Raw genomic sequence first — 26033 nt, forward strand, 5'->3', positions numbered from 1 at the left:
TATACCCTATTTTTTATTTAGATTAACGAATATTTATGCCTAGTCCACAACTTTTAGGGAAGAGCCATTATTTTGCTGTTTTCGTAAAATTCAGGGAATAAAAAGATCCTTGAAAACCAATTGATTTTCAAGGATTTGCTTTGTTTTGCCTTTCGGCCTAGTGCGGATGAAGGGACTCGAACCCCCACGCCTCTCGGCACCAGATCCTAAGTCTGGCGCGGCTACCAATTACGCCACATCCGCGGCTAATTTGCGTTAGCGGGTACAAAGATATAATAAAATGTGTTTTATCCAACACTTAATCATAAAAAAATAAGGGCATTTAAACTAATATTTTAATTTAGATGCTCTTATCTAGTAAATAAATTCCTATAAATTAGCCTTTAAAGCCAATTTTAGCATGTGTACCGTCACAATACGGTTTGTTTTGCGATCCGCCACAACGGCAAAGATGCGGTTTGTCTTTGATAACTGAGGTTCCGTCTGCTAAAATTAGTTCTACAGTTCCTTCCACCAATAGCGGCGCATTAGGAATCACTTTGATTTTCAATAGTGTTTCATTCTTTTCCATAATAGATGATAGTTTTAAAAACGTTGATATCAATATAACATTTTAGATGCTAAAAAGGTCACTCTCTTGCTTTCTTTTACATTTTATCTTTCCATTTTTTTTCATAGCTTTGTGATACCAAAGAAGAAAAATCAAGAATGGATAATTATATAGTTTCGGCAAGGAAATACCGTCCTATGACTTTCAACTCAGTTGTGGGGCAAAGGGCATTAACCACTACACTAAAGAATGCAATAATGTCGGGCAAGCTGGCTCATGCATATCTTTTTTGTGGACCTAGAGGTGTTGGTAAAACAACATGTGCCCGTATTTTTGCGAAAACCATAAATTGCCTGTCTCCAACTCCCGATGGCGAAACTTGTAACCGATGCGAATCGTGTGTCGCCTTTAATGAGCAGCGGTCTTTCAATATACACGAATTGGATGCTGCGTCCAACAACTCGGTAGACGATATCCGATCTTTGATCGAGCAAGTGCGTATCCCTCCGCAGATAGGAAAATACAAGGTATATATAATAGATGAGGTGCACATGCTTTCACAAGCTGCATTCAACGCCTTTCTGAAAACATTGGAAGAACCGCCTCACCATGCTATTTTTATCTTGGCTACAACCGAAAAGCATAAAATACTTCCAACAATACTTTCTCGTTGCCAGATATACGATTTCAGCCGTATTACAATCAAAGATACAGTAGAGCACCTTCAGTATGTGGCCGATCAGGAACATGTAAAGGCAGAGCCCGAAGCCTTGAACGTTTTGGCTCAGAAGGCAGACGGAGGAATGCGTGATGCCTTGTCTATCTTCGATCAGGTAGTAAGTTTTACAGGGGGGAATGTAACGTACAAAGCTGTTATCGAGAATCTGAATGTTCTGGATTATGAATATTATTTCCGATTGACAGATTCTATTTTAACCAACAACGTAGTAGAGGGTTTGTTGATCCTGAATGAGATCCTTAGTAAAGGCTTTGATGGTAATAATGTGATAACAGGTATTGCCTCGCACTTTAGGGATTTATTGCTCTGCAAAGATGCAAAGACGGCAGAACTGTTTGAAGTAGGAGCTTCCATCAGAGATCGCTATATAGAAACAGCGAAGAAGTGCACCAACGAATTTTTGTATAAAGCCATCGAGTTGGTCAACGAAAGTGACCTCAATTATAAATATAGCCGAAATAAGCGATTACTCTCCGACTTGACAATAATTAGGCTTTGCCAATTATCTTCACCTCAAGCAGGAATTGAAGATCAAAAAAAAAAGCAGGTAATTGATCCGATCTTCTCCAAGCAGGAACAACCTGTACAAGCGGCTGCACCGACTACAAATCAGAGGCCGACGGCGCAGAGTCCGCAGCCTGCTCCGCAACCTCCCGTTCAGCAAAGGGTAACACCTTCTGTCGCAGCCAAAGAGCCGACTGTCAGTGTAGAGCCTGCTAAAACAACACCGAATGCCGGAGGTTTTGGTGTTTCTATCTCAGCGTTCGGAAAGAAAAAAGATGAGGAAACGACAAAAGCTGATATAACGATAGAAGTTCTTAACGACAGATTTACTCCACTCCAACTTATCAACGAATGGAAAGCGTATGCTGAGAATTTGACCGAAGAGCTCCATCTGAGAAATACAATGCTCAATTGTCTCCCTAATCTTATCGCCAATACGGTGTTTGAGGTAATTGTAAATAATCCTGTTCAGGAACAACGTCTTCTTGAATATCAGATGGATATATTGTCAAGGCTGCGAGCACAACTTCGTAATACTCATCTGAGGATGGAGGTTAGGATAAGTGAAAATAATGAGAAAAAATTGGCTTTCACGCCTGCCGAGAAGTTTAATCTGATGATGGAAGAAAACGAAAGTTTGCGAAGGTTGAAAGATGAGTTTGGCCTGGAGTTATCATAATGAGAAAATCACAAAAAGAGTTAGACTGAGAAGGTAGAACAAAATAAAAATTTTAGATAAAAACCTCGAAGGTTTAAAATAAATATATTTCTAGGACGAGAGGAAAAATCGTGCTATCTTTGTAGCCTCAAAAAAAATTATTCTCACAATTCCAACAAAGGAGATCTTTTTATGACAGAGCCATTAAAGCATGAATGCGGTATCGTCATGATACGCTTATTAAAACCGCTCGAATATTACCAACAAAAATATGGTACATGGCAATATGGGTTGAATAAACTCTATCTGCTAATGGAAAAACAACACAATCGAGGTCAAGAGGGCGCAGGCTTGGCTGTTGTAAAGTTAGAGTCACCTCCCGGTAATGAATTTATATTCAGAGAAAGAGCAGTGGGATCAAGTGCTATCTCAGAGATTTTCACAAACGTTTATCAGAACTATGAAAAAATATCGGAAGATAAACTCAATGATGCTGAGTATGCCAGTAAATATCTTCCCTTTGCCGGAGAACTGTTTTTAGGGCATTTGCGTTATAGCACTACCGGAAAAAGCGGAATATCATACGTCCATCCATTTATGCGTCGTAACAACTGGCGGTCAAGAAACTTGGCTTTAGCCGGCAATTTCAATATGACAAATGTAGATGAATTGTTTGCTGAGTTGTTGGCACAAGGTCAACATCCTCGCGACTATACAGATACATTTGTACTTCTCGAATCGGTTGGTCATTATCTAGACAGAGAAGTTCAATATCAGTTTGATAAACACAACAAGAGTACCGGTGCAAAAGGAGAGGAGCTGAACACACTGATAGAGAAAAATCTTGATATCCATTTTATGCTCAACAAGGCAAGTGAGAAATGGGATGGAGGTTATACTATAGGAGGGCTTATCGGATGTGGCGATGGATTTGTTTACAGAGATCCTTCGGGTATTCGCCCGGCTTTCTATTACAATGACGACGAAATTGTTATTGTTGCATCAGAAAGACCTGTTATACAGACAGCTCTAGGGCTTGATGTTGCCGATATAAAAGAGTTAAACCCGGGGCAGGCCATTATCGTAAAGAAAGATGGTACAGTTATGTTTTCTCAGATACAAGAGCCTAGAAATGTTTCTCCGTGCTCTTTCGAACGCATTTACTTTTCGCGAGGATCAGATTCTGACATATATAACGAACGCAAAAAATTGGGGAAACTTCTTTTGCCTCAAATTCTGAAAGCCATAGATTCGGATATTCAACATACGGTATTTTCTTTTATTCCCAATACGGCAGAAGTTGCTTTCTTCGGGATGACCGATGCATTCAATAAACATATGAATGATGTTAAACTTAGAAAGATAAAAGAAAAAGGGGCATCTATAACCGAAGAGGAATTGCAAAAAATTCTATCTATGCGGGTTCGTACCGAAAAAGTTGTGATAAAAGACATAAAGCTAAGAACCTTTATTGCACAAGATAAGAGCCGCGACGACTTGGCTGCACACGTGTATGATGTTACTTATGATTCGGTAAAGCCGTACGAAGATAACCTGGTTGTTATCGATGATAGTATAGTGAGAGGTACTACGCTGAAACAAAGTATAATAAAGATCCTCGATCGGATTCATCCGAAGAAAATTGTTATCGTATCTTCTTCTCCTCAGATACGTTATCCTGACTGTTATGGTATCGATATGTCGAGAATGAATGAATTTGCTGCATTCAGGGCTGCCATCGAATTGCTGAAAGAAAGAGGAATGCAATCGGTGATAGATGAAGTGTATCGTAAATCTTTGGCTCAGAAGGATAAGCCAAAAGAGGAAATAGTAAACTATGTGAAAGAAATTTATGCTCCTTTTACAGACGAAGATATTTCGAAAAAGATGGCTGAAATGCTAACACCAAAAGGAACAAAGGCCGAAATAGAAATTGTTTTCCAAAGTATTGAAAACCTTCATAAAGCGACACCTAATCACAAGGGAGACTGGTATTTTTCAGGAAATTATCCGACTCCGGGTGGAAACAGAATGGTAAACACCGCTTTCTTGAATTATATAGAAGGAAAAAACAACCGCTCTTATTAAGTGTAATAAATATATAAGAGAGCTGATTTTATATCAGCTCTTTTTTTATTTACTTTTCATGTAACCATGTCCCTCTTAGAATAGTCTTATTATAAAAGATGTAAACCATTAAATATATAATATGAAAAGGACTCGGCTATTTCTGTTAATTTTATTCGTAGTAGGTATCAGCAACATTTATTCTCAAGAATTTGTAACAATATCAGGACGGGTTACAGATTTCCACGGAAATCCTATCGACAGTTGCTGGATAGGGCTTAATTATTCGGATTTTTCGCCTGCTTATCAAACGTATTCAGATAAAGACGGTTATTACTCTCTGGAGAATGTAAAGAAAGGGAAATACAAGTCTTTTTATGCACTTCGCCCCAAAGAGTATCCTCGAAGAGATGCAGTGGCGGACGACGACAAACGTCTTGAGTTTTGGGCATGGAATGTAATAGCAGATCGAGATCTGACGATAAATCCTCGTTATCACCGTCTGGAGCTTTATGGCACAAACGCATTCAAAGTCGAGGGTGGATATAATGGCCTCTTTATATACACACGACCTATGAGTGTGGGAAAAGTACTTACATATTCCAAAGAATTGCAGCTAAATAAAGCTAAGGCAGAAAAAGAAATGGATGTATCAGTTAAAACTGAATTTTTCAGAGTGAAGGTATTTATTGATGATAAAGAGGTTGCGGTGAACTCTGTACAGCGTGTGCAGGAATATGTAGGGAAAGATAATCCCAGCATGGGTGCTTATATTATCCAGACAGAGTTACCCAAAGAAAAATCAGATAAACCATATCGTATAATAAGAGTAGTGGGAGAAAATCTGGAGCATAATGAGATGGGTGAGAATATATATTTCTATGAAGTAAAGAATTACGAGGAAACCCCGAAAAACTGAGGAAGCTATATTTCATAATCAATTTATTATGTTCTTGAAAGTCGGATAATTTCAGAACCAACCAACAATTTAATATCTTTGTTTTATTAATTTGCAATAGTTATTTGATCTGTATAATTTTATCTATTTGAGGTGATACTGAAAACCGAGCTTTGCAAGCAGAAAGGTTACAGTAAAAAGAATGTAAAACATGTTACTTTTGTCACTTTTGTCACTTTTTAGGACTTAACATATTGCTGATTCGTATTAATAATTGATTATGAAAGAAAACAATATAATAGTAGCTATATCTACACCTGCAGGTATAGGAGGAATAGCCATTATACGTCTGTCGGGAAATGGATGTATAGAATTAGTTGACGCTGTTTTTAAATCCTTTAAGGCGAAAAAACTTGCAGAAGCAAAAGCGTATACAGTTCATTTCGGATCTATCATCAAAGAGAATGTTGTTTTAGATGACGTACTGGTGAGCGTATTTCGGAATCCGCATTCGTTTACCGGTGAAGATATAATAGAGATATCCTGTCATGGTTCTATTTATATTCAACAAAATATATTACAGCTTCTTATATCAAAAGGAGCGTCTTTGGCTCAACCGGGGGAGTTTACTCAACGAGCTTTCTTAAATGGAAAGATGGATTTGTCTCAGGCTGAATCGGTAGCAGACTTAATAGCATCATCTTCAGCCGCTACGCATCGCTTGGCAATGAATCAGATGCGTGGAGGTTTTAGTAATAAACTGATTGAATTGCGTACTGAATTGTTGAATTTTACCTCTTTGATAGAGCTTGAACTAGATTTTTCGGAAGAAGATGTTGAATTCGCAAATAGAGACCACCTCAAAGAAGCAGCACATCAGATAGAATCGCATATAAAGAAACTGGCAGATTCTTTTAGTATAGGTAATGCCGTTAAATCCGGGATTCCGGTTGCAATTATAGGCGAAACAAATGCCGGGAAGTCTACCTTACTTAACCTTCTTTTGCATGAGGAAAAAGCAATTGTATCCGATATTCATGGTACAACGAGAGATGTTATTGAGGACACTATTAATATACAAGGACTGACTTTCAGACTCATTGATACCGCCGGAATACGGGAGACTCATGACGAGATAGAAAGTCTTGGGATTGAACGTACATTTAAGAAGATAGAACAAGCGAATATTGTTTTGTGGGTAGCCGATTGTGAAACTATAAATGAGCATATTGAGGAGTTGTCTCAAAAAATACTACCTGTAGTTGGTGATAGGAAGTTGATTCTTATATTCAATAAAGTTGATATTATTTCAGCAGAAAGAAAAGCAGAAAAAGAAAAGCTTCTATTCGATAAAATTCCTGAACGGGTTTTCATCTCGGCTAAATATGAGCAAGGAACTAATCAGTTGGAAGACTTATTAGTAAAAACGGCAAATATCCCTGAAATTAGTGAGCAAGATATTATTGTTACAAATGTTCGTCACTATGAGGCTCTCCAAAATGCATTGGTTGCTATAAAACGTGTTTCGGAAGGGTTAGACCTAAAAATATCGGGAGATTTTCTGTCGCAGGATATTCGTGAATGTATGTATTATCTGGGTGAAATTACAGGTCAAATTTCTACCGATGAGATATTGGGTAATATTTTTAGTAAGTTTTGTATCGGCAAATGATAACTAATCAGATTTGATAGATAATAATTATAATCAATCATTAAGTCGCTATTTTATAGCGACTTTTTCTTTTCTATTTTTACCTTTGGATATTGATAATAATGGATATTGTGGCAGTTTTTATGTCTCAATTGTACCGTTTCTGTAAAAATATAAAACAGGCTCGATTTTTTTTCATAGATTATGTATAATTGGAACACCATGAAACACAGTGAAACATTATGGAACAAAAATAGGGAGAAATAAAGGAGAAATTATGAGTAGTAAGATGAAAATTTCTAAGATATGCGAATGTTGTGGAAAAACTTTCATAGCACAGAAAACGACTACACGTTATTGTTCACATAAATGCAACTCCAAGGCGTATAAACAAGGTAAAAGACAATTTAAGATGGTAGGTATTAATTACTATACCATGAAAGAAATTGAACGATTGAGTGATGAGTATGAAAAAATAAAAGATAAAGAGTTTTTGTCAGTCAAGGAAGCTTCCTTTCTATTAAGCATTGGGCGTACTACAGCTTATCGCTATTTACAGGAAGGCAAACTTAAAGCAATACAAACAAAAGGTAAAACTTTTATTCGTCGCTCCGATATTGATGCTATGTTTAATGATACAGAAGAATACCAACCTAAAGCCAAACCAACTAAAGAGCATAAACCTTTAACCGAACTGTATACTGTAGCCGAGATTAAAGGAAGATTCAACATCAAAGAATCGTGGCTATATAAGATTGCCAGAGAAAATAATATCCCTAAAACTCTAATCAGAGGTAAATCATATTTCAGTAAAGAGCATATCGATAAATATTTTGAAAAGAAAGGTTTTAACGAAAGTCAGGATATAAAAGAATGGTATTCAGTAGAAGACATTCAAGAGAAATACAATCTATCTACGGTAGCCATATATAGTTTTGTATCTGAGCAGAATATCCCACGAAAGAAAGATGGTCGTAAAGTTCTGTATTCTAAGAAAGACTTTGATCTAGCCAAAGGTTATGAGCAGTCTCAGGAAGCCGAATATTATACTACAGAAGAAGCCATGAAAAAATTCAACCTCACTCGTGACGCTTTATATCACTATGTGAAGTATCATAATATACCAAAGATAAAAGAAGGTAGATATGTGAAAATATCAAAGCCCGATTTAGATAAGTTATTCAACCCTCAAATAATCTTATAACTATGGGAATAAGCAAAGTAGCACTTCGACGACGACCTATAACAGGAGCTAGAGAGAGTCTTTATCTGGATTTTTATCCTGCTATTCGTGATCCGTATTCAATGAAAATGATACGGCGTGAGTATTTAGGTATTTATATCTATGCCAAACCTAGAAACGAAATTGAAAAGGAGTACAATAATGAAATGCTGATGAAAGCTGAAGTTATCCGCAGCATGAGAGTACAAGCTATTATCAATGAGGAATACGGTTTCTTAGATAAGAATAAAAAGAAAGCAGACTTTCTTGCTTATTACAAACTGAAAGCTGAAAAGAAAGACCAGAAGTGGATGAAGGTATATCAGCACTTTTCCAATTTTGTCAAAGGCAAATGTACCTTTGGAGATGTGAACGTAGACTTATGCAACCGCTTTAGGGATTATCTGATGGATGCAAAGCAATTGAAACATAAAGATTTTCGTATATCTCAAAATTCAGCATCGGGGTATTTCTCTACATTCAGAGCCTTATTGAAGATTGCATATAAAGAAAAATTCTTCAGAGAAAATCTCAATGAATATCTGGACTCGATTGACACTACAGATGTAAAGAAAGAATACTTGACATTGGATGAATTAAAGACTTTAGCCAATACACCTTGTGACTTCCCTGTGTTGAAATCAGCATCTATCTTCTCATGCATGACAGGCTTACGGATAAGTGATGTTCTGAAATTGGATTGGAAAGAAATACTTCCTGCTTCTGATGGAGGTTACTGTATGAGGCTAAGAACCGAGAAGACAGAAACAGAAACGACTCTACCCATTAGTGATGAAGCGTTAGAATTATGTGGAGAGAGGGGTAAAGGTAAAGTATTCAAAGGGTTGACAAAGGCGATGACTCAACAGCCTTTAAAAGATTGGGTAGCTAGTGCAGGAATAACAAAACACATTACATTCCATTGTTTTCGACATACTTTTGCTACCTTGCAGGTAGCTTTAGGAACAGATATTTATACTGTCAGTAAGATGCTTACACATAAAAATGTTTCAACAACCCAGATCTATGCTGATCTGGTAAATGCAAAGAAGAGGGAGTCGGCTAATAAGATAAGTTTGAAATAATATGGATAACATTACACCTAAGTTAAAAATCGATTATAGATCGGTTATAAATAATAATAATATCTCCGAACTTTCGGATTCTGAAACTATATCAGAACATGATGTTTTAAAAGCTCATTATTTGATTGTCGACTATTTTCTAGAAGAGGATCAGAATATTTATTATGGACTAAAAAATTATGGACTACTTTCATCCGCAGTTAATAGACAACATATAGAGTTTGGTGGCATAAAAAAATGGAAAACATCTTACCAAAGGATGGCTACTCTTTTTTTTGGATTAACAAAAAACCATGCTTTTCATGATGGAAATAAAAGAACTGCATTATTAAGTTTATTATTTCAGCTTCATAAAAATAATCTACAATTATCTTATAAAAAAGAAAAGTTGGAGGAACTGGCAATTCGCATTGCTTCGAATCAATTAGATATCTATGGTAAATATAATAATTATAAAGATAAAGATGATCCAGAAGTAGAATTCATTGCAGATTATATTAAGTCAATAACAAAAAAATACAATAAAAGATATTATGCTCTTACTTATGCTGAATTTAATTCTAATTTAAAAAAATATAATGTTTATTTAGATGAACCTAGTGGGGGATATATCAATGTATTTAAAATAAAAATAAAGAAAGGGATAACAACTTTCTTTAAAGAGAAGCAGGTACGAATAAAAATAATGCAAATAGGATTTCCTGGCTGGAAAAAACAAATAAACTCAAGAGCTACAAAAGAAGTCTTAAAAAAAACAGGATTAACAGCAGAAAATGGGATTGATTCGGATGTGTTTTACCATAATGCCGAACCCTTATATTTACTTATAAATGAATTTAATGAACCTCTAAGAAGATTAAAAGACAAATAGCATGAATAAAGGAGAAATTATAATATATCAAACACCTGATGGCAATACCCAATTAGATGTAAAGCTGGACAATGAAACTGTGTGGCTAGATCAATATCAAATGGCTCAATTATTTAAAACTGATAGAACATCTATTGTTCGTCACATTAATAATATATATAAAACTAAAGAACTTGATAAAGATTCAACCTGTGCAAAAATTGCACAAGTTCAAATAGAAGGTAATAGAGAGGTTAAACGCCAAATCTCTTATTATAATCTAGATGCTATTATATCTGTTGGATATAGAGTTAATTCTAAACGTGGTACTCAATTCCGTATTTGGGCAAATAGTATTCTAAAAGATTACCTTATCAAAGGCTATGCTATAAATCAGAATGCCAAGAATGAGCAATTAGAAGACTTAAAGAAAACAGTCAAACTACTATCTAATGTGATAGATTCTAAGGCTCTGTCTGCTAGTGAGGCAACTGGACTATTGCGAGTGATAACAGATTATACCTATGCTTTAGATACTTTGGACAGATATGACTTTCAAAAACTTGAAATAGAAAAGACTACTAGAGAAGAGCCATTCAAAGCCGATTATAATAATGCAATGGAAGCTATTTATGTGTTGAGAGATAAATTTGGGAGTGGAGGTTTGTTCGGTAATGAGAAAGACCAATCATTCAAAAGTTCGATTAGCACTATTTACCAAACTTTTGGAGGAGAGGAATTATACCCTAGCATAGAAGAAAAAGCAGCGATGCTACTGTATTTGGTGACTAAAAACCATTCGTTCAGTGATGGAAACAAACGTATCGCTGCGTTTCTCTTTCTTTGGTTTTTGGAGCAGAATGGCATTTTATATAGAAGCGATAGTACTAGACTTATCGAGAATAATACATTGGTTGCACTCACATTGATGATTGCCGAAAGCCGTACTGAAGAAAAAAATATTATGGTAAAAGTTGTTGTTAATCTGATAAATAAGAATAACTAATAATGAATTTCAATACCAAACTCTCTGAGCGTATAGGAATGGACGATATCAATGAGATACTTCGTTTAACACATGATAGTGATACCCAAAAGCAAGAACTATATGACTTGGTTATTGGTGAAGATGAAACTATTGGATATCATGCAGCTTGGATTTTTACTCATTTTTCGTCACAGGATAACGAGTGGTTATATAGCAAACAAGATCAATTGATTAATGAAGTTCTTGTCTGCAAGCATGGAGGGAAACGAAGAGTAATGCTCAACTTGTTATATAGACAGCCTTTTCCGAATCCGCCGAGAGTAGATTTTCTGGATTTTTGTTTAGAGCGAATGATGTCTAGCGAGGAATTGCCCGGAGTAAAATCTCTTTGCATGAAGATCGCTTATGAATTATGCCGTCCCATTCCTGAGTTGATCCAAGAATTAAAAACAATGCTTGCAATGATGGAAGGCGATTTAGTGCCATCTATACGAGCCGTTAGAAAGAATATTCTAAAGGCAATACAAAGAGGAACTAGTTTACAAAAACTTTAATCATAATAACATGAATTATAAAGACTCTGAAAATATACTGCTAGTTATATGTGGAGCGATGGGTATAGCAGCTCTAGCTCTGATTTTCCGTTATCTATTTATTGGACTAGGCTTTGATGTTTTCGGAGCAAACCTTGTATTCATTATTGTATTCGTAATCGGACTTATTTTTTATATTTCATATCTAGAGCTAATACAGAAAGTAGGCTCTCGATTTTTTAAGAAAAAACAAGGGTTTGACTCTGAGTTTATTATAACCGAATCAGAATCGAAACCTATTGAAAATACCGAACCAGACTTAGACTCCATCAGAGAAAAGCACGAGCAGGACGAAATTATAAAAAAACGAGAAGTGCTTGATATCGCTATTCGATATACAAGAACAACCTTTGCTCCCTTTGCTGACGACCAAAATATAAATCACTTGTGCGAATGTGTTATTCAATATTCCACAGGAACAGAGCTAAAGGATGTAGAACCTGTCAGGGTAAAAGATTTACAAAATATAGATCTATACCATTTCGGATGGAATATCTGGAATCATTTTCGGATAAATAAACAAGAGGATATAGCTCTATTTCTTAAAACCGTTTTTGCCAAACCATTGAAAGATGCCGATATTGATACAATTAGAAAGAAGTTGACTTTTAATGAGGGGAAGTATAAGATATATTTACAAAAAACATTATAAGAAACTTATTATTATTCAGACTTCTTTATTTCATTTACAAAGTAAACAGGGAAAGCAGCCTTTCCAGAAAACAAATCGGCATATCCTTTCCTTATAGTTTGCTGTTCAATCTCTAAATTGCTATGTGCAATAGGAGAATAAGCTGTTCTTTTTAACATCACATCATCAAATTTATAGCCTAGAGACTTTCCCATCTTAGAAAGTAAATCAATAAATAAGTCATCATTTTTATTAATCCAGTTTTGCTGCTCGGGATCACCATTACTCAAATGATCATGGTACTTGCGCCATGCTTGGACTATATCCAAATATTTTTTATCATAGAATTCAACATCAATCATATTTAATGCTTCAACGTGTTCGATAGACACTCTGCTCGCACGAGTAGACATTAAAGTCTTAAAGAGAGTAACCTTACGCATCTTGCTCTCTCTTATTCTCTCAACCCATTTTTGAATTTGTATAGCTACAATTGGAGCTATAATTATGGCAGCAATATTTATCCAAATTCCAATATCCATATTTTCAATATATTATATGTTTATATTCTATTTCTTTTCTCCATACTCCCGAATCTTCTCTTCACAAATCCTCTTAGTGATATCTCTCAACAACTCTACTTTCGGAATAAGAACATCTATATCCTCTTTTGTTACTACAAAATCAGGATCGTAGCGACCATTTACATAAGCAGCTTTGATAAGCTCAAAAAGTCGTTTTTCTTCTGGAGTATCTTGTGGAAAGACTTTGATAAACTCGTTAGAATATTTCTTTACAGAGTTGAGCAGCTTTGATAGATTATGTTGTTTGGGATTTTCTAATGTAAAGACTAAACGGATTGCATAAATATAACTCTCGCAGGCTTGGTGAAGCATAAATATAGCATCTTTATAAAGCTTTTCATTTACGCCAAGTACAGCCATCTTAGATTTACTATTAGCACTCTCAAATTTATCATCAAAATACTCCTGAGCCTGCTGCTTTATTTCATCAAAACTAAGTTTGCGACGACGTGCAAGTTTAAACTTACCACTATCGTACAATACAACGCCTTCTTGTTTTATTTGTGTGTAGAAATATCTTCCATCGTTCAGATACTTATTCAGCTTTTTCATATCCTCACTAATAAATTGAACAGGAGGTTGACGATCTGGATCTGTTGCCCGGTCATAATACAGATCTTCTATATTGCTCAGTATTTTTATAGCAATGCCATCCGATATACCACTCGTAACAACCAATATATCGTAATCGCTTACATAGAATTGTATTTTACCAAACTCATATTTTTCATCATACACCACATAATCATTTCGGGCATAACTGCCAAAAAGTATTATCATCTCAGTCTGCGTCAATCTCTGTAAAACAGATTCGATAATAAAATGCAAATCTCTCTGATTAGTTGATGGTAAATATGATATGGACTTTTTCATTCTATTCGTTCGTACTTTTTGCAAATCAAAAATTAAAGATAGGTAAAAAAGAAAATCGAAATTAACTTTTTGTTTATTAATTGTATATTTGTATCAACATCCTGTTATCGTCTGTCGGAGATCTAATTTTGACTGGCGAATGAAAACCGCAGAGATATAAACTATTTATTAATATTTATATCAGTCTGATTCTCAAATTAGGCTTAAATGCGGACACTATGACAACAAAAGAAATACCTACAGAACAACTTTATTCTAAAATAATTGAGCAGGCAAGCTCAGTGTTAAAGCTTTCCATATCACAAATTAAGGAAAAATACACAGATTATCCTCTCTATCTGATTGACTATATAGAGAAAGATATTCAAGAAAAGTCTATTGAAATACGTTTTCATAAAGAAGGGATAACATTAACCTGTACTTTTGATAAGGACGGAAACTGTGATGAATCATTCCTGTTTCCTGATGATGCTCAAATTGTTGAAGACTTTGTTAGTTATTTGACAGATCATCATGATTACAGTTTTATGAAAAGTCGCTTTATGCTAGGTAACTGTTATTTGAAAATAAAGGAACTGAAAGAACAGAGAAGTGATATTTGCTTGGTTTTCTTTCAGTGAAGTTGTAATTTTTTAGAGCAGAGTTGAAAAAATTCTGCTCTATTTGTTTGCCTCTCGGATATCACCAACTTTACACCGCTGATTATCAGTGTTTATATCATAAAATCACACAAAGTAAAAGAGACTTTCGGGTGCAATTTTTCACCCTGACATCATCATATACTATTGCATTTCATTAATTAAAATCACAATTATATGGAATGCAAAGATCTTACTTTTGATAAGTTGCCCGAAGCGGTTGCTTATCTTATCGAAGCGGTTGCAGAGATTAAATCGCTTGTGAAAAACAAAACTGAACTACCCGAAAAACGGATTCCGATCGGAATCGAAGATGCTTGCCGAATTATTCAAAAAGCAAAGCCCACAATTTACGCTTTAGTAAGAAAAGGTTTATTGCCTAGCTATAAACGAGGGAAAAAGCTATTCTTCTTTGAAGACGAGCTGTTGGAGTGGATAGCGAAAGGAAAGAAGAAAACTATCCTGGATATCAGAGCCGAAATGGAAGCCGATCTATATTCTAAATCAAGAAGGCGATGAATCTATTTGATTTGCAGAAAAACTTCTGGCGACTTGATGAACAAGAAAGCTTTAGCGGAAATGAAACACGTTTATATTTCTTTCTTCTATACTTGGCCAATCGTTCATACTGGTCTGAATGGATTGAATATGCAGATAAAAAGATGGTAGCAAATGCAAATATATCTCTGCAGGTTTTAAAATCAGCCAGGGAGAAATTGAAAAATGCTCAGCTAATTGGCTTTGTCACCGGAGGTGGATTTAGGGTTAAAACTAAGTATCAGATTCTAGAACCTAACTCTACACCTAAACTCTCATCCTATAATATAAATACTAAAGAGAAAAATAATAATACCAATACTTATGGAAAAAAGAAAGGTTTTATCCATTCGGGAAGTGACTTCGACTAATGTTACATTGTATGACATCCTAAAGAATGATATTCAGGATATAGTAACCCGTGAAAAAGAAAAGATAGAACAGCAGAGGTTACCTCTTAATCTGGATTTTTCTGAATTCTGCGACCTGTTTATTTTGTTTGGGTCTTACAATTTTAAGAGACAGAATCAGCAACATGATTTTGTTATAGATGCAAATAATGAGTTTATAATAAAACAACTATACCTGTATATAAAAAATGACTCTTCTTTTGATGGGGATCTGAATAAAGGAATCATGCTTCAAGGAAAATATGGCTGTGGAAAAACTGCTATTCTGGAAACTTATACTTTGCTTCATAATCACATGATACTTCGTTTTGGAATACCTATCCCACTATTCACATTTATCAAATCTGTCAATTTGCAAGAGCTGCTCATGAAGCAATCGATCCAATCATTTACATACAAACCTTTAGTAATTGATGAGTTTGGCAGAGAGTCGAAAACGATACAAGACTATGGAAATATTCTAAGACCTATTTCCGAGTTATTAAGTGTCCGACTTGACATTGGGGCAATAACTCATGGTACTACAAACTTCACATTAGATACTTTAGCTTCTAATGATTTTTATGGAGGAATGATTGGTGATAGGCTTAAAATGATGTTCAATTTTATCACTCTTCAGGGTGATAGTAGACGTAAATAATTGCTCAATGAATCAGCGGACGCAGTATCCCCACCATTCGCGAAATTAAGCGTAGCAAGTTTATGTTTTGGTATGCCCAAAACAACTTGCTTTCCGCTTCCGTTGGTCGCAGAAAGAGATCATCCCGTTGGTCTGATGTATAACATTTAAGAATTAAAAAGATGATAGAATATCGTAAAAAAGGAGGTCGACCGAAAAAAGATTTTGGACAAAAGAAGACCTACCGAATCAATATAAAATTGATAACAGAGGAGTATTATTCTTTAATCGCAAAAGTCAAAAATACAAAGACGACAATTAGTGATTTTGTTAGAGATTGCCTCAAGAAGGGCTATGTAAAAGAGCGGATCACAGTCGAGCAACTAGACTATATCCGAAAACTTTGTGGAATGGCGAATAATCTGAATCAGATTGCCCGACAAGCGAATACACAAGGATATAGTAATGTCGCTATTGAGTTTCAAACTATGGCTGAAAGAATAGATAATGTAATAAAACAACTTGAACAATGATGGCAAAGATTATAAAAGGAAAAGGTTTTAAAGGCTGTGTCAATTATATTTTGGATAGCAAGAAAGGAACCACGCTTCTGGAAGCAAAGGATGTTAGACTAAAAAGTAAAGCCTCTATCATCCACAGTTTTATTTCACAGGCAAAATTGAACCCAAATCTAAGTAGATCAGTTGGGCATATCTCATTAAACTTTTCAGCACAAGACAAGGCTAAAATTACTAATGAAATGATGGTGACAGTGGCTCGTGATTACATGCAGAAAATGGGTATTAAAGATACCCAATACATCATTGCGAGACATTTTGACAAAGAGCATCCACATATCCATCTATGCTTTAATCGGATTGATAATAAAGGAAAAACAATATCTGATAAAAACGACAGATATAGAAGTGAAAAGATCTGTAAGGAGCTGACAGCTAAATATGGTCTGTACTTATCTTCTGGCAAAGAGAAAGTGAGGACTAATCGACTAAAAGACCCTGATAGAACTAAGTATGAGATATATAATCTACTTACTCAACTTGTTCCAAAATGTAAAAGTTGGAAACAGCTATTATATAATCTAGACAGATATGGTGTTAATGTCCAATTTAAGTATAAAGGACAAACAGATGAGATACAGGGTATCACCTTTACAAAGAATGGATATTCGTTTACAGGCTCTAAGGTTGATCGGATGTTTAGCTATTCTAAAATAGACTATCAGTTAAACCAAAATGTACTCTCACAGAACCAAAGCCTTAAAAAGGACCAACAGCAAAGTCAGACAAAAGATATTGTCGAATCGACTTTAGATGCTTTATCTGGAATTGGCAGTATGCAAGTTCACGGTGATGATTATGAAGAAGAAGCATTCAAAGACAGGATGGAATATGAAGAAGAGAAGCGTAAGAAAAAACGACAATTCAGACCTAAATTTTAAACCTATAAATTGAAAATTATGAGCGATTTATCCACTATAAGTGTCATGTTTGAAGAATTAAAACAGATACTAAAACGAGTAGAATCTAATTCTACAAAACCAGAGAGTTCTGTTAAACAAGATGTAATCAGTACATCCGATCTGGCAAATATTACAAATCAAGTCAGCCAATCAGAAGAACTGATTCTACAAAAATTTGAGCAGCTTGAGCAGGCTCAAACAGCTCCAAAGAAAGTGCATCATCGTATTTCTATAGATATTACCTCTTCGCGGGTATTTATCATAATTATGGTAATTGGGCATATGCTACTTGTCTCCTTGTTCTTTCATTATAGGCAAAGGGAGGTTATCAATAATCTATCAGATAATGACTTGAAATATCGTTATATCAAAGCCTTTAATAAAGCTGATTCTGTCAGTGTTTACAAGCTTGAAGACATATTTGAATACAACCGAGATTCGAAAGTTATTAAAGAGATCCGTGAATCAGTTGAAAGATATGAGCAAGAAGTCATAGATAGAGCTAAACGCATGGAGCAGGCTAAATTGAAAGAGGAAGAAGCTAAGAGGCTTCAAAATGAAGCTAGTAAATTGAAATCGAAATAGTTTCTTTCTCCATCTGCTATACAAAGATATATACCAAGAATAAATCTGCAAGACCACAGCCTGACGGTTTTCCTGAAAATCTTCCTTTTTTCAAAAGAGTATTTTCAGGAAAAGTCTTGCATTTTTTTATTCTTGTTGTATGAGAGGTGTATAACAGTTAAAAAAAAGAATATAAAGAGGATTGTGAATGAGATTATATTAGTATTTTTAAAACTTAATACAAAAAGACTAATTTACTCCATAAATATGGCATCACTATCGTATCGTGAAATAGAAGAGACGCTAAAAAAAGAACTTAAAGAAAAAAAGACTTCAGCGGAAGAGCTTCCCTATATACTATTACAGGCTTTTGGAATGACTCCTACAAGTACTGAACGAATTCGTTCTGGCAAAATGAATTTGGCGAAGGATGGTAGTATTCTTGTAAAGAAAAAACTAGCGTATAAGACAGCATCTACAGAACAACTTCTCAGCATTCTCGAGCAGATGAAGGTTGATGAAAGAATAAAAAAAGCAACGCCTCGTATACTGGCCGTTAGTGATGGTGAAAGTATTTTGGCATACGATCCCAAAGAAAATGAAAGCTACGATAATAAGATAGGAAAAATATGGCTTGATTTTCAGTTTTTTTATCCCTTAGCCGGAGTCGAAAAATTTAGAGCCGTTTCTGAAAATATCGCAGATATAAAGGCTGCCGAGAAGATGGCCAAGCTGTATGACGAGATTAGACTTTACAATGAAATATCGTCTCAAGACAATGTGCATGATCTGAATATATTCATGAGTCGTCTATTATTTTGCTTCTTTGCCGAAGATACCGGAATATTTGAGGAAAACTTGTTTACGGCTTCTATCAAACGATTTACGAAAGATGATGGTAGTGATCTCTCTGAGTATCTTGATGCAAGCTTTAATATAATGGACGAGAGTATACGTGTAGGGGTATCTTCTGCTATCAAACAATTTCCGTATGTAAATGGAGGCTTATTCAAAAAGCGAATTAAGGTGCCGCATTTAGGCTACAAAGCTCGAAGGATAATACTTGATTGTGGCGAACTCAATTGGTCGGAAATCAACCCTGACATATTTGGGTCGATGATACAAGCCGTGGTTAGTCCCGATATGCGTGCCGGATTAGGAATGCACTACACAAGCGTTCCTAATATAATGAAGCTGATTGGTCCACTATTCTTGAACGATTTATATAGTGCCTTCGATGATGCCAAAAATGATAGAAAGAAACTCGATACACTATTGATACGTATCTCTAAAATGAAATTCTTCGACCCTGCTTGTGGTAGTGGTAACTTTTTGATTATAGCATATAAAGAACTACGAAAACTCGAAATCCAGATATGGCAACGAATACGAGAATTGACTAAACAAGCGACAATTCCATTCGTAAATGTTCAAATTCAGCAATTCTATGGAATAGAGTTGGATGACTACTGTGCCGAAACGGCTATCTTATCTCTTTGGTTGGCCGAACATCAGATGAATAAACAATTTAGCAAAGAATTTGATGTAAAAATACAAGCCCTGCCCCTGAAAGCTTCGGGGAATGTAGTGTGTGCCAATGCCTGCCGTATCAATTGGGAGGATGTATGTCCGCATACCAAAGACGATGAAGTATTTATTATGGGAAATCCGCCATATTTGGGAGCTCGACTACAAGACGAACTTCAAAAACAAGATATGGGAGTAGCGATGGGCAATGTTCGAAACTATAAAAATCTGGACTATGTTGCATGTTGGTTCTATTTGGGAGCAAAATATATACTCAGTAATAAAGGGAAATGTGCTTTTGTGAGTACAAATTCTATCTGCCAAGGTGAACAAGTAAATTTGCTTTGGACTCCAATATTGAACATGGGGATCGAAATAGGATTTGCTCATACATCTGTTCAATGGTCAAATAATGCTAAAGCGAATGCTGCTGTCTTTTTTATAATTGTTGGGTTACAGAACCAACAAGAGAAAGGTTCTAAAATAATTTACACAGGTAGTAATACTAATATAGCTTCGAACATTTCGCCATATCTCGTAAATGGCAGTAATATTATAGTGAAAAGTAGATCAAAATCTTTTTTTGATGTTCCTGAAATGGTCTTTGGAAACATGGCTAATGATGATGGTGCATTTTTTTTGACTAAAGAAGAAGTCGAAAAGCTCAAATCAGAGTACCCATCTTCTAGTAAATTTATTAGAAGAGTTGTTGGCTCTCAAGAGTTCATAAGGGGAGAGGAACGATATTGTTTATGGATTACGGAGAATGATGTCGAATTAGCCCATTCAATACCAGAAATACTTCATCGAATAAAACAATGTGAGCAAGTTAGACTAAATAGTACAAGAGAGGCAACAAGAAAATTGGCCAATCAACCTTGGCGTTTTGGGGAAGTCCGCCACAAAGATACTGAAGCCATCATTATTCCTAGAGTCTCCTCTGAACGAAGAAAGTACTATCCTATAGGTTATCTACCTAAAGAGTATATAATAACAGATCGAGCCTTTGTAATATATGATGCAGATTTATTAATACTTGGACTTATATCTTCAAATATTCATATGGTCTGGATGAAAGCAGTTGTTGGTCGCTTAAAAATGGATTACAATTATTCATCAACCCTCTGTTACAACACTTTCCCTTTCCCTAAAATAACAGAAGATCAGAAAAAAGCAATAGAGGCAGCAGCCGAAGAAGTGTTATTAGTACGTGCCGAATATCCCGAAAAAACTTTGGCAGAACTGTACGATCCCGACAAGATGCCTCAAAATTTGCGAGATGCACATCAAGAACTGGATACAATAGTAGAAAGCTGTTATTGTAAGGAAGCATTTGCAAACGATGAAGAACGATTGGAGCATCTATTCAAGTTATACGAAAAAATGACAAAGAAGAAATAATACAACTATGGAAAATATAGTAAACCTTAAATATTCGCAATCGGGAAAAAGCTCAAACACAAACTCTTTGGGTATGCGAGAAATGCAAGCCAAAGTTTTTGATGTGCGTACCGAACAATATTTGCTAATTAAGGCACCACCGGCATCGGGCAAATCTCGTGCTTTGATGTTTTTGGCATTAGATAAATTACAAAACCAAGGAGTGAAGAGAATAGTAGTGGCTGTTCCTGAAAAAACAATTGGCCGTTCGTTCAATAATACAGATTTGATGAAGTACGGATTCTTTGCCGATTGGCGTGTAACTCTTTACTTCAATTTGTGCGATGTGGATAACGAGAGGGACAAATCAGGGCGATTCAAAGAATTTTTCACACAAACCAAAACACCGATTTTGCTTTGTACACACGCCACGCTACGCAATGCAATGAAAGAACTACAAGACGATGTCTTTGCTGATTCTTTATTGGCTATTGACGAGTTTCATCATGCTTCAGCTGACGAAAGTAGTGGACTTGGTGATATTGTTCGCCGATTGATGAACAACACCAATGCTCACCTGATAGCTATGACCGGTTCGTATTTTCGAGGTGATGGGCTCCCCGTGCTTAGACCCGAAGATGAAGATCAATTTCATCGGGTAACATATAATTACTACGAACAGTTGAATGGCTACAAATATCTAAAAAGCCTAGGCATCGGATATCACTTTTATCAAGGTGAATATCTTTCGGCATTGCGCTCTACTAACATTCTCAATACTGATAAGAAAACAATTATTCATATTCCTTCGGTAAATAGTCGTGCATCTATGGGCGACAAATATCACGAGGTAGAGCAAATAATGAATATTATTGGAGAAAAAGTAGATACTGACTACGACAACTGTGTGTATACACTGAAACGTAGAACTGATGGAAAGCTGATTAAAGTTATAGATTTAGTCGAGGATAACGCTGACCATCGGAACAAGGCACAAGGCTTTCTTCAACGGATGAACTCGAAAGATGCTGTAGATATAATAATAGCTTTAGGGACAGCAAAAGAAGGTTTTGACTGGCAATGGTGCGAACATTGTTTGACTATTGGTGTTCGAGGTTCGTTGACCGAGGTTATTCAAATAATCGGTCGTTGTACACGTGACTGCGAAGGTAAAGAGCATGCTCAGTTTACCAATTTAATAGCAGCACCCGAGGCAGTACAAGGAAAAGTAGAAGTTGCAGTTAACGATTTTTTGAAAGCGATTACAGCCTCTTTACTAATGGAGCAAGTGATGGCTCCGGTTTGGAATTTCAGAACAAAACGAGATGATGACCAAGCCGAAGGCGGAGAGGGAGATCGTACGCTAGTTGTTGAAGGCTTGAAACCATTGTCATCGGCCAAAACAAAACATATTGTAGCAAGCGATTTGGATGATCTGAAAGCCACCATATTGCAAGATGATATGATTGTCAGAGCAATGGGTGGAAATACACCTCCGGAAGTGATTAATAATGTCTTAATTCCTAAAATAATTAAAGAAAAATATCCGGAATGTTCGGATGAAGAAATAGAGGAGGTTCGCCAACATGTAGTGTTAGATACTGTAACAAAGGGCGCAGAACTAGTCCAAGGGAGTGATGGCAATCGTTTTCTTAGTATTTCGGGACGCTTTATAAATATTGATCAACTGTCTATTCGTCTGATTGATACTATCAACCCATTTCAAAGAGCTTACGAAATTATGTCTAAAAGTGTTACAGCTCCTGTATTGAAGATTATACAAGATACTATTGCAGAGCAACGCATGACAATAACCAAAGAAGAAGCTGTAGTATTGTTTCGCCACGAGATACCAGAATACATTAAAGTTCATGGTAAGCAGCCCGAGTTATCAGATCCGAACCCTAATGTGCGCCGTTTAGCTGAAGCTATTACTTTTGTGAGAAATGCTAAAATAAGACATATGCTTAAATTAGAATCTGAGAAGAAAGGAGGTGAGTCATGACTTGGGATGAAGAATTGGAACAATTATTTAATCTACCAATATTTGCTGAAGTAAGGCCTCCGGCGCTAAGAGTTACTGCTGATGACAGACTAGTTGATTCTTTTAATCAGATTAATATATTTGTTGATGAATTTGGATTTGAACCATCGAATGAAGGTAATCTGAATGAGAAGCTTTTGGCTCGAACATTGAAAAGTATAAGAGAAGATAGAGTGAAAAGTAAATCTCTTATGGCTATAGATAAACATAACTTGTTGGCATGAGTATAGATGATATTGATAAGGAATTGGAATCGTTATTTGATAATCCTATTTTAGATGTAAACGAAGAACAACTTTCTTTGTTTGATGTCCCCAAGCATTTAGATTCGAAGAATGAAAGGGAAGAAACTGATTATGTAGCCAGACGAGAAATATGTAAAGACTTTGATTTGTTCGATTCTCGTTTCAAGAAAGTACATAAGGATCTGAAAGAAGGAAAAAGGTCTTTAATCAAGTTTGCAGAAGCACACTTTAAGGAAGGCACTTTCTTTGTTGTAGGTGGAGTATTAGCCTTATTAGAAAAAATACATGAGACCAAGGTCGATAAACATCACAAACTTGATGCAAGAACTCGAGTGATTTTCGAGAATGGAACTGAATCAAGTATGTATCTTCGATCGTTAGGTAAAGCATTGCTTATAGATGGGTATACAATCCAAGAATCAACAGAAACAAATGAGACAGCTCTAGAAGATAGTTTTATCGTAAAAAAAGAAGATGTTCATGATGGCTGGATATATATTCTTCGCTCGTTGTCTAAGGATGCGACTATTGCAAATCAAAAAGATCTCTACAAAATAGGTTTTTCTACAGTTCCAGTAGAAGAAAGAATAAAGAATGCAGAGCATGAAGCTACTTATCTGATGGATAAAGTAGAGATTGTTGCATCTTGGAAAACCTATAATATGAATACCCACGGCTTTGAAAATATTATTCATAAGTTTTTCAATTCTGTTTTGTTTCATATGAAGGTGAATGATGGGAAAGGCAATATTTATACTCCACGAGAATGGTTTATAGTCCCATTTAGTATAATTGAGTCTGTGATGAAGAAGCTAATAGATGGCAGCATTATCAATTATCAATACAATCAGAATTTACAAGTATTGGAAGAAAGTCAATCCGAAAGCTCTAAATATTCGAGCGAAGCAGTTGATACAACAGGCTGGGCTATTCTTACTTTGAACATAAAACAGCTGTATTTTAACCAGATACTTCAAAATGAAAAAAATATCGAATATAGAGAGTTAAAGCAGAATAAGCTGAAAACGTACACATGGGTTGATCCTTCTGATAATAAACGTTATTTGAAAAAGTTTGATGCTATACGTTTTTGTGTTGGCTATAAAAAAGACAGGGATTCAGCTTTAGTTGAAGTTGTAAACACGACTTATAATGACGATTCTCGACAGATAGAATTTCATTTAGGAAAGATATTAGAAGCAACTATAACAAATTAGAATGATAATTACCTTTATCGAAATGATGATTAAGATTGAGAGGTTTGATGAATATGGTGAAATGCAATTAACGGAATAAAAATAGTTTAGTATATTAGCAAAAAATATAATAATTATATGATTATAGAATTGAAAATCACAGGTGAAAAGTTTATTCTTCTAACCCCTGTAAAAGATACAGATTCAACTTATATATTAATCGATCAGGAGAATAAGCCGTGGGCGAAATTACAATTAAATGGTAGTAATTTTATTGTATTAGAAAAGTCTGAAGATATAACAGAGTCTCAGGATGATTTGAGTGCAAAATTAGATCAATTGCTATTAAGTGTAATAGAATCGGAACAGTCTGGCACAGAAAATACAGAAACTGTTATTGAAGCACTTATAGATCCTTATGACCCTGATAAAATAAAAGTTTCTTCAAAACAGTTTAGTATAAAGCTAATAAAGGAAATGATAGATGATAAGGACATAGACCTGAATCCCGATTTTCAACGCAATTTTGTATGGAATAGTGCTCAAAAATCGAGATTGATAGAATCTATTTTATTACGTATTCCGCTGCCAATGTTTTATTTTTCAGAAGATGATGAAGGACGATTAGTTGTAATTGATGGTTTGCAACGACTCACTACTATTAATGAGTTTATGGATAATAAATTTCCTCTTTTTGGTTTAGAATATCTAAATGAAAGTTGTGAAGGTTGCTATTACAAAGAGGATTTAGGGAAAAAAGGATTAGAAGCAAAATATTTTAGATGGTTCAATCAGACTCAAATATCGAGTAATGTGATAGATCCATCATCACCAACTAAAGTAAAATATGATATATTCAGGCGGATCAATACAGGAGGAAAGCCATTAAACAATCAAGAAATAAGAAACTGTTTAGCAGGGACAGGGCTGAGAGAAACATTGAAAAAGATGGTCAATTTGCCCGAATTTAAAGAAGCTACAGATTGGAGTATTAAACCTACACGAATGGATGATCAAGAAGTAGCATTGCGTTTTATTTTATTTCACGAACTCATTCACCAAGATATTACTTTAGATAATTATACAGGCTATATAGAGCAGTTAATGGATGATCTCACAGAACGTTTAGTAAAAAAGGATGAAAATGAGTTGGAAAATTATATTCAGCTATTCTCAAATGCAATGAAGAATGCTCGATATCTATTGGGGAAACGTTTCGCTTTTCGTAAAACACAACTTAAAGATATTCAACCAGGAGCATATAAGCAGCTAATTAATAAGGCTTTGTTTGTGAGTTGGTCAGTATTATTATCTAATTTTGATCCTGTTTTGATAGAAGAGCGTAATAATGAACAAGCACTTTTGGAACCATTAGCCAGAGAAATAACAGAAGATCAACAATTTTTATATTATTTATCCTCTGGAACCAATGGTAAGGCAAATATTAGGTATGCATTTATGAAAGTTAGTATGATAATACAGGATTATCTCAAATAATCA

The 26033-nt window shown here is 35.3% G+C and carries 25 protein-coding genes and 1 tRNA gene; 22 read left to right on the forward strand and 4 right to left on the reverse strand.

What is annotated here, in order from left to right; genetic code table 11:
• Positions 1–161: 161 nt before the first annotated feature.
• Positions 162–243: transfer RNA gene (locus BGO84_RS15500), tRNA-Leu, on the reverse strand.
• A gap of 133 nt (positions 244–376) precedes the next feature.
• Positions 377–604, reverse strand: a complete 228-nt coding sequence (locus BGO84_RS15505; RefSeq protein ID WP_291030553.1) for a CDGSH iron-sulfur domain-containing protein — start codon at positions 602–604, stop codon at positions 377–379.
• Between the two features lie 104 nt (positions 605–708).
• On the opposite strand from BGO84_RS15505, the gene BGO84_RS15510 reads away from it, so the two are divergent.
• The 10 genes from BGO84_RS15510 to BGO84_RS15555 all read left to right on the forward strand — a co-directional run bounded on the left by BGO84_RS15510 (position 709) and on the right by BGO84_RS15555 (position 12457).
• A complete protein-coding gene (locus BGO84_RS15510) occupies positions 709–2472 on the forward strand; it encodes a DNA polymerase III subunit gamma/tau (RefSeq protein WP_291030555.1) in 1764 nt (587 codons plus the stop codon).
• 171 nt (positions 2473–2643) lie between these two features.
• Positions 2644–4539 carry an amidophosphoribosyltransferase gene (locus BGO84_RS15515; RefSeq protein ID WP_135106482.1) on the forward strand — a complete coding sequence of 632 codons (1896 nt, stop codon included), beginning with the start codon at positions 2644–2646 and terminating at the stop codon, positions 4537–4539.
• 121 nt (positions 4540–4660) lie between these two features.
• Positions 4661–5437, forward strand: coding sequence for a carboxypeptidase-like regulatory domain-containing protein (locus BGO84_RS15520; protein WP_291030557.1), 777 nt, complete (start codon positions 4661–4663; stop codon positions 5435–5437).
• A gap of 259 nt (positions 5438–5696) precedes the next feature.
• The gene (gene mnmE, locus BGO84_RS15525) at positions 5697–7088 is read left to right on the forward strand and encodes a tRNA uridine-5-carboxymethylaminomethyl(34) synthesis GTPase MnmE (RefSeq protein WP_291030559.1); all 1392 of its coding nucleotides are present in this window, start codon (positions 5697–5699) and stop codon (positions 7086–7088) included.
• A 256-nt stretch (positions 7089–7344) separates the two neighbouring features.
• Positions 7345–8271: a helix-turn-helix domain-containing protein gene (locus BGO84_RS15530; protein WP_291030561.1), complete on the forward strand. Its 927-nt coding sequence runs from the start codon at positions 7345–7347 to the stop codon at positions 8269–8271.
• Positions 8268–9374 (forward strand): site-specific integrase, encoded by a 1107-nt coding sequence (locus BGO84_RS15535; protein ID WP_291030889.1) that lies wholly within the window; start codon positions 8268–8270, stop codon positions 9372–9374. Before BGO84_RS15530 ends, BGO84_RS15535 begins: the two co-directional genes overlap by 4 nt.
• Before the next feature lies 1 nt (position 9375).
• Positions 9376–10245, forward strand: a complete 870-nt coding sequence (locus BGO84_RS15540; protein ID WP_291030563.1) for a Fic family protein — start codon at positions 9376–9378, stop codon at positions 10243–10245.
• Between the two features lies 1 nt (position 10246).
• Positions 10247–11230, forward strand: coding sequence for a virulence protein RhuM/Fic/DOC family protein (locus BGO84_RS15545; RefSeq protein WP_291030565.1), 984 nt, complete (start codon positions 10247–10249; stop codon positions 11228–11230).
• A gap of 2 nt (positions 11231–11232) precedes the next feature.
• Entirely contained in the window at positions 11233–11766 is a 534-nt protein-coding gene (locus BGO84_RS15550) for a hypothetical protein (protein ID WP_291030567.1), read from the forward strand.
• 10 nt (positions 11767–11776) lie between these two features.
• Complete coding sequence (locus BGO84_RS15555; RefSeq protein ID WP_291030569.1) at positions 11777–12457, forward strand: hypothetical protein; 681 nt, start codon at positions 11777–11779, stop codon at positions 12455–12457.
• An 11-nt stretch (positions 12458–12468) separates the two neighbouring features.
• Here the strand turns inward: BGO84_RS15555 and BGO84_RS15560 are convergent, their stop codons facing one another.
• Positions 12469–12978, reverse strand: coding sequence for a DUF6680 family protein (locus tag BGO84_RS15560; RefSeq protein ID WP_291030571.1), 510 nt, complete (start codon positions 12976–12978; stop codon positions 12469–12471).
• Positions 12979–13005: 27 nt separating this feature from the next.
• Entirely contained in the window at positions 13006–13893 is an 888-nt protein-coding gene (locus BGO84_RS15565) for a HEPN domain-containing protein (RefSeq protein WP_291030573.1), read from the reverse strand.
• Positions 13894–14111: 218 nt separating this feature from the next.
• Here BGO84_RS15565 and BGO84_RS15570 point away from each other — a divergent pair, with 218 nt between their 5' ends.
• From BGO84_RS15570 to BGO84_RS15625, 12 genes are all read left to right on the forward strand, one after another.
• The gene (locus BGO84_RS15570; RefSeq protein WP_291030575.1) at positions 14112–14513 is read left to right on the forward strand and encodes a hypothetical protein; all 402 of its coding nucleotides are present in this window, start codon (positions 14112–14114) and stop codon (positions 14511–14513) included.
• A 195-nt stretch (positions 14514–14708) separates the two neighbouring features.
• The gene (locus BGO84_RS15575; protein WP_291030577.1) at positions 14709–15050 is read left to right on the forward strand and encodes a helix-turn-helix domain-containing protein; all 342 of its coding nucleotides are present in this window, start codon (positions 14709–14711) and stop codon (positions 15048–15050) included.
• Complete coding sequence (locus tag BGO84_RS15580) at positions 15047–15439, forward strand: hypothetical protein (RefSeq protein ID WP_291030580.1); 393 nt, start codon at positions 15047–15049, stop codon at positions 15437–15439. Before BGO84_RS15575 ends, BGO84_RS15580 begins: the two co-directional genes overlap by 4 nt.
• Positions 15393–16118, forward strand: coding sequence for a hypothetical protein (locus BGO84_RS15585; RefSeq protein WP_291030581.1), 726 nt, complete (start codon positions 15393–15395; stop codon positions 16116–16118). Before BGO84_RS15580 ends, BGO84_RS15585 begins: the two co-directional genes overlap by 47 nt.
• Positions 16119–16279: 161 nt before the next feature.
• Positions 16280–16630 carry a MobC family plasmid mobilization relaxosome protein gene (locus BGO84_RS15590; RefSeq protein ID WP_291030583.1) on the forward strand — a complete coding sequence of 117 codons (351 nt, stop codon included), beginning with the start codon at positions 16280–16282 and terminating at the stop codon, positions 16628–16630.
• Positions 16627–17556, forward strand: a complete 930-nt coding sequence (locus BGO84_RS15595) for a relaxase/mobilization nuclease domain-containing protein (RefSeq protein WP_291030585.1) — start codon at positions 16627–16629, stop codon at positions 17554–17556. Before BGO84_RS15590 ends, BGO84_RS15595 begins: the two co-directional genes overlap by 4 nt.
• Before the next feature lie 18 nt (positions 17557–17574).
• Positions 17575–18162 carry a hypothetical protein gene (locus tag BGO84_RS15600; RefSeq protein ID WP_291030587.1) on the forward strand — a complete coding sequence of 196 codons (588 nt, stop codon included), beginning with the start codon at positions 17575–17577 and terminating at the stop codon, positions 18160–18162.
• A gap of 246 nt (positions 18163–18408) precedes the next feature.
• Positions 18409–21069 (forward strand): DNA methyltransferase, encoded by a 2661-nt coding sequence (locus BGO84_RS15605; RefSeq protein ID WP_291030589.1) that lies wholly within the window; start codon positions 18409–18411, stop codon positions 21067–21069.
• A gap of 7 nt (positions 21070–21076) precedes the next feature.
• A complete protein-coding gene (locus tag BGO84_RS15610) occupies positions 21077–23053 on the forward strand; it encodes a DEAD/DEAH box helicase (protein WP_291030591.1) in 1977 nt (658 codons plus the stop codon).
• Positions 23050–23316, forward strand: a complete 267-nt coding sequence (locus BGO84_RS15615; protein ID WP_291030593.1) for a hypothetical protein — start codon at positions 23050–23052, stop codon at positions 23314–23316. The genes BGO84_RS15610 and BGO84_RS15615 overlap by 4 nt, the downstream gene beginning before the upstream one ends.
• A complete protein-coding gene (locus BGO84_RS15620) occupies positions 23313–24554 on the forward strand; it encodes a GIY-YIG nuclease family protein (RefSeq protein WP_291030595.1) in 1242 nt (413 codons plus the stop codon). The genes BGO84_RS15615 and BGO84_RS15620 overlap by 4 nt, the downstream gene beginning before the upstream one ends.
• A 117-nt stretch (positions 24555–24671) precedes the next feature.
• Positions 24672–26030 carry a DUF262 domain-containing protein gene (locus BGO84_RS15625; protein ID WP_291030597.1) on the forward strand — a complete coding sequence of 453 codons (1359 nt, stop codon included), beginning with the start codon at positions 24672–24674 and terminating at the stop codon, positions 26028–26030.
• The last annotated feature ends 3 nt before the right edge of the window (positions 26031–26033 follow it).

This window comes from Dysgonomonas sp. 37-18, assembly GCF_001899125.1.
In the GTDB taxonomy this organism is placed as follows: domain Bacteria; phylum Bacteroidota; class Bacteroidia; order Bacteroidales; family Dysgonomonadaceae; genus Dysgonomonas.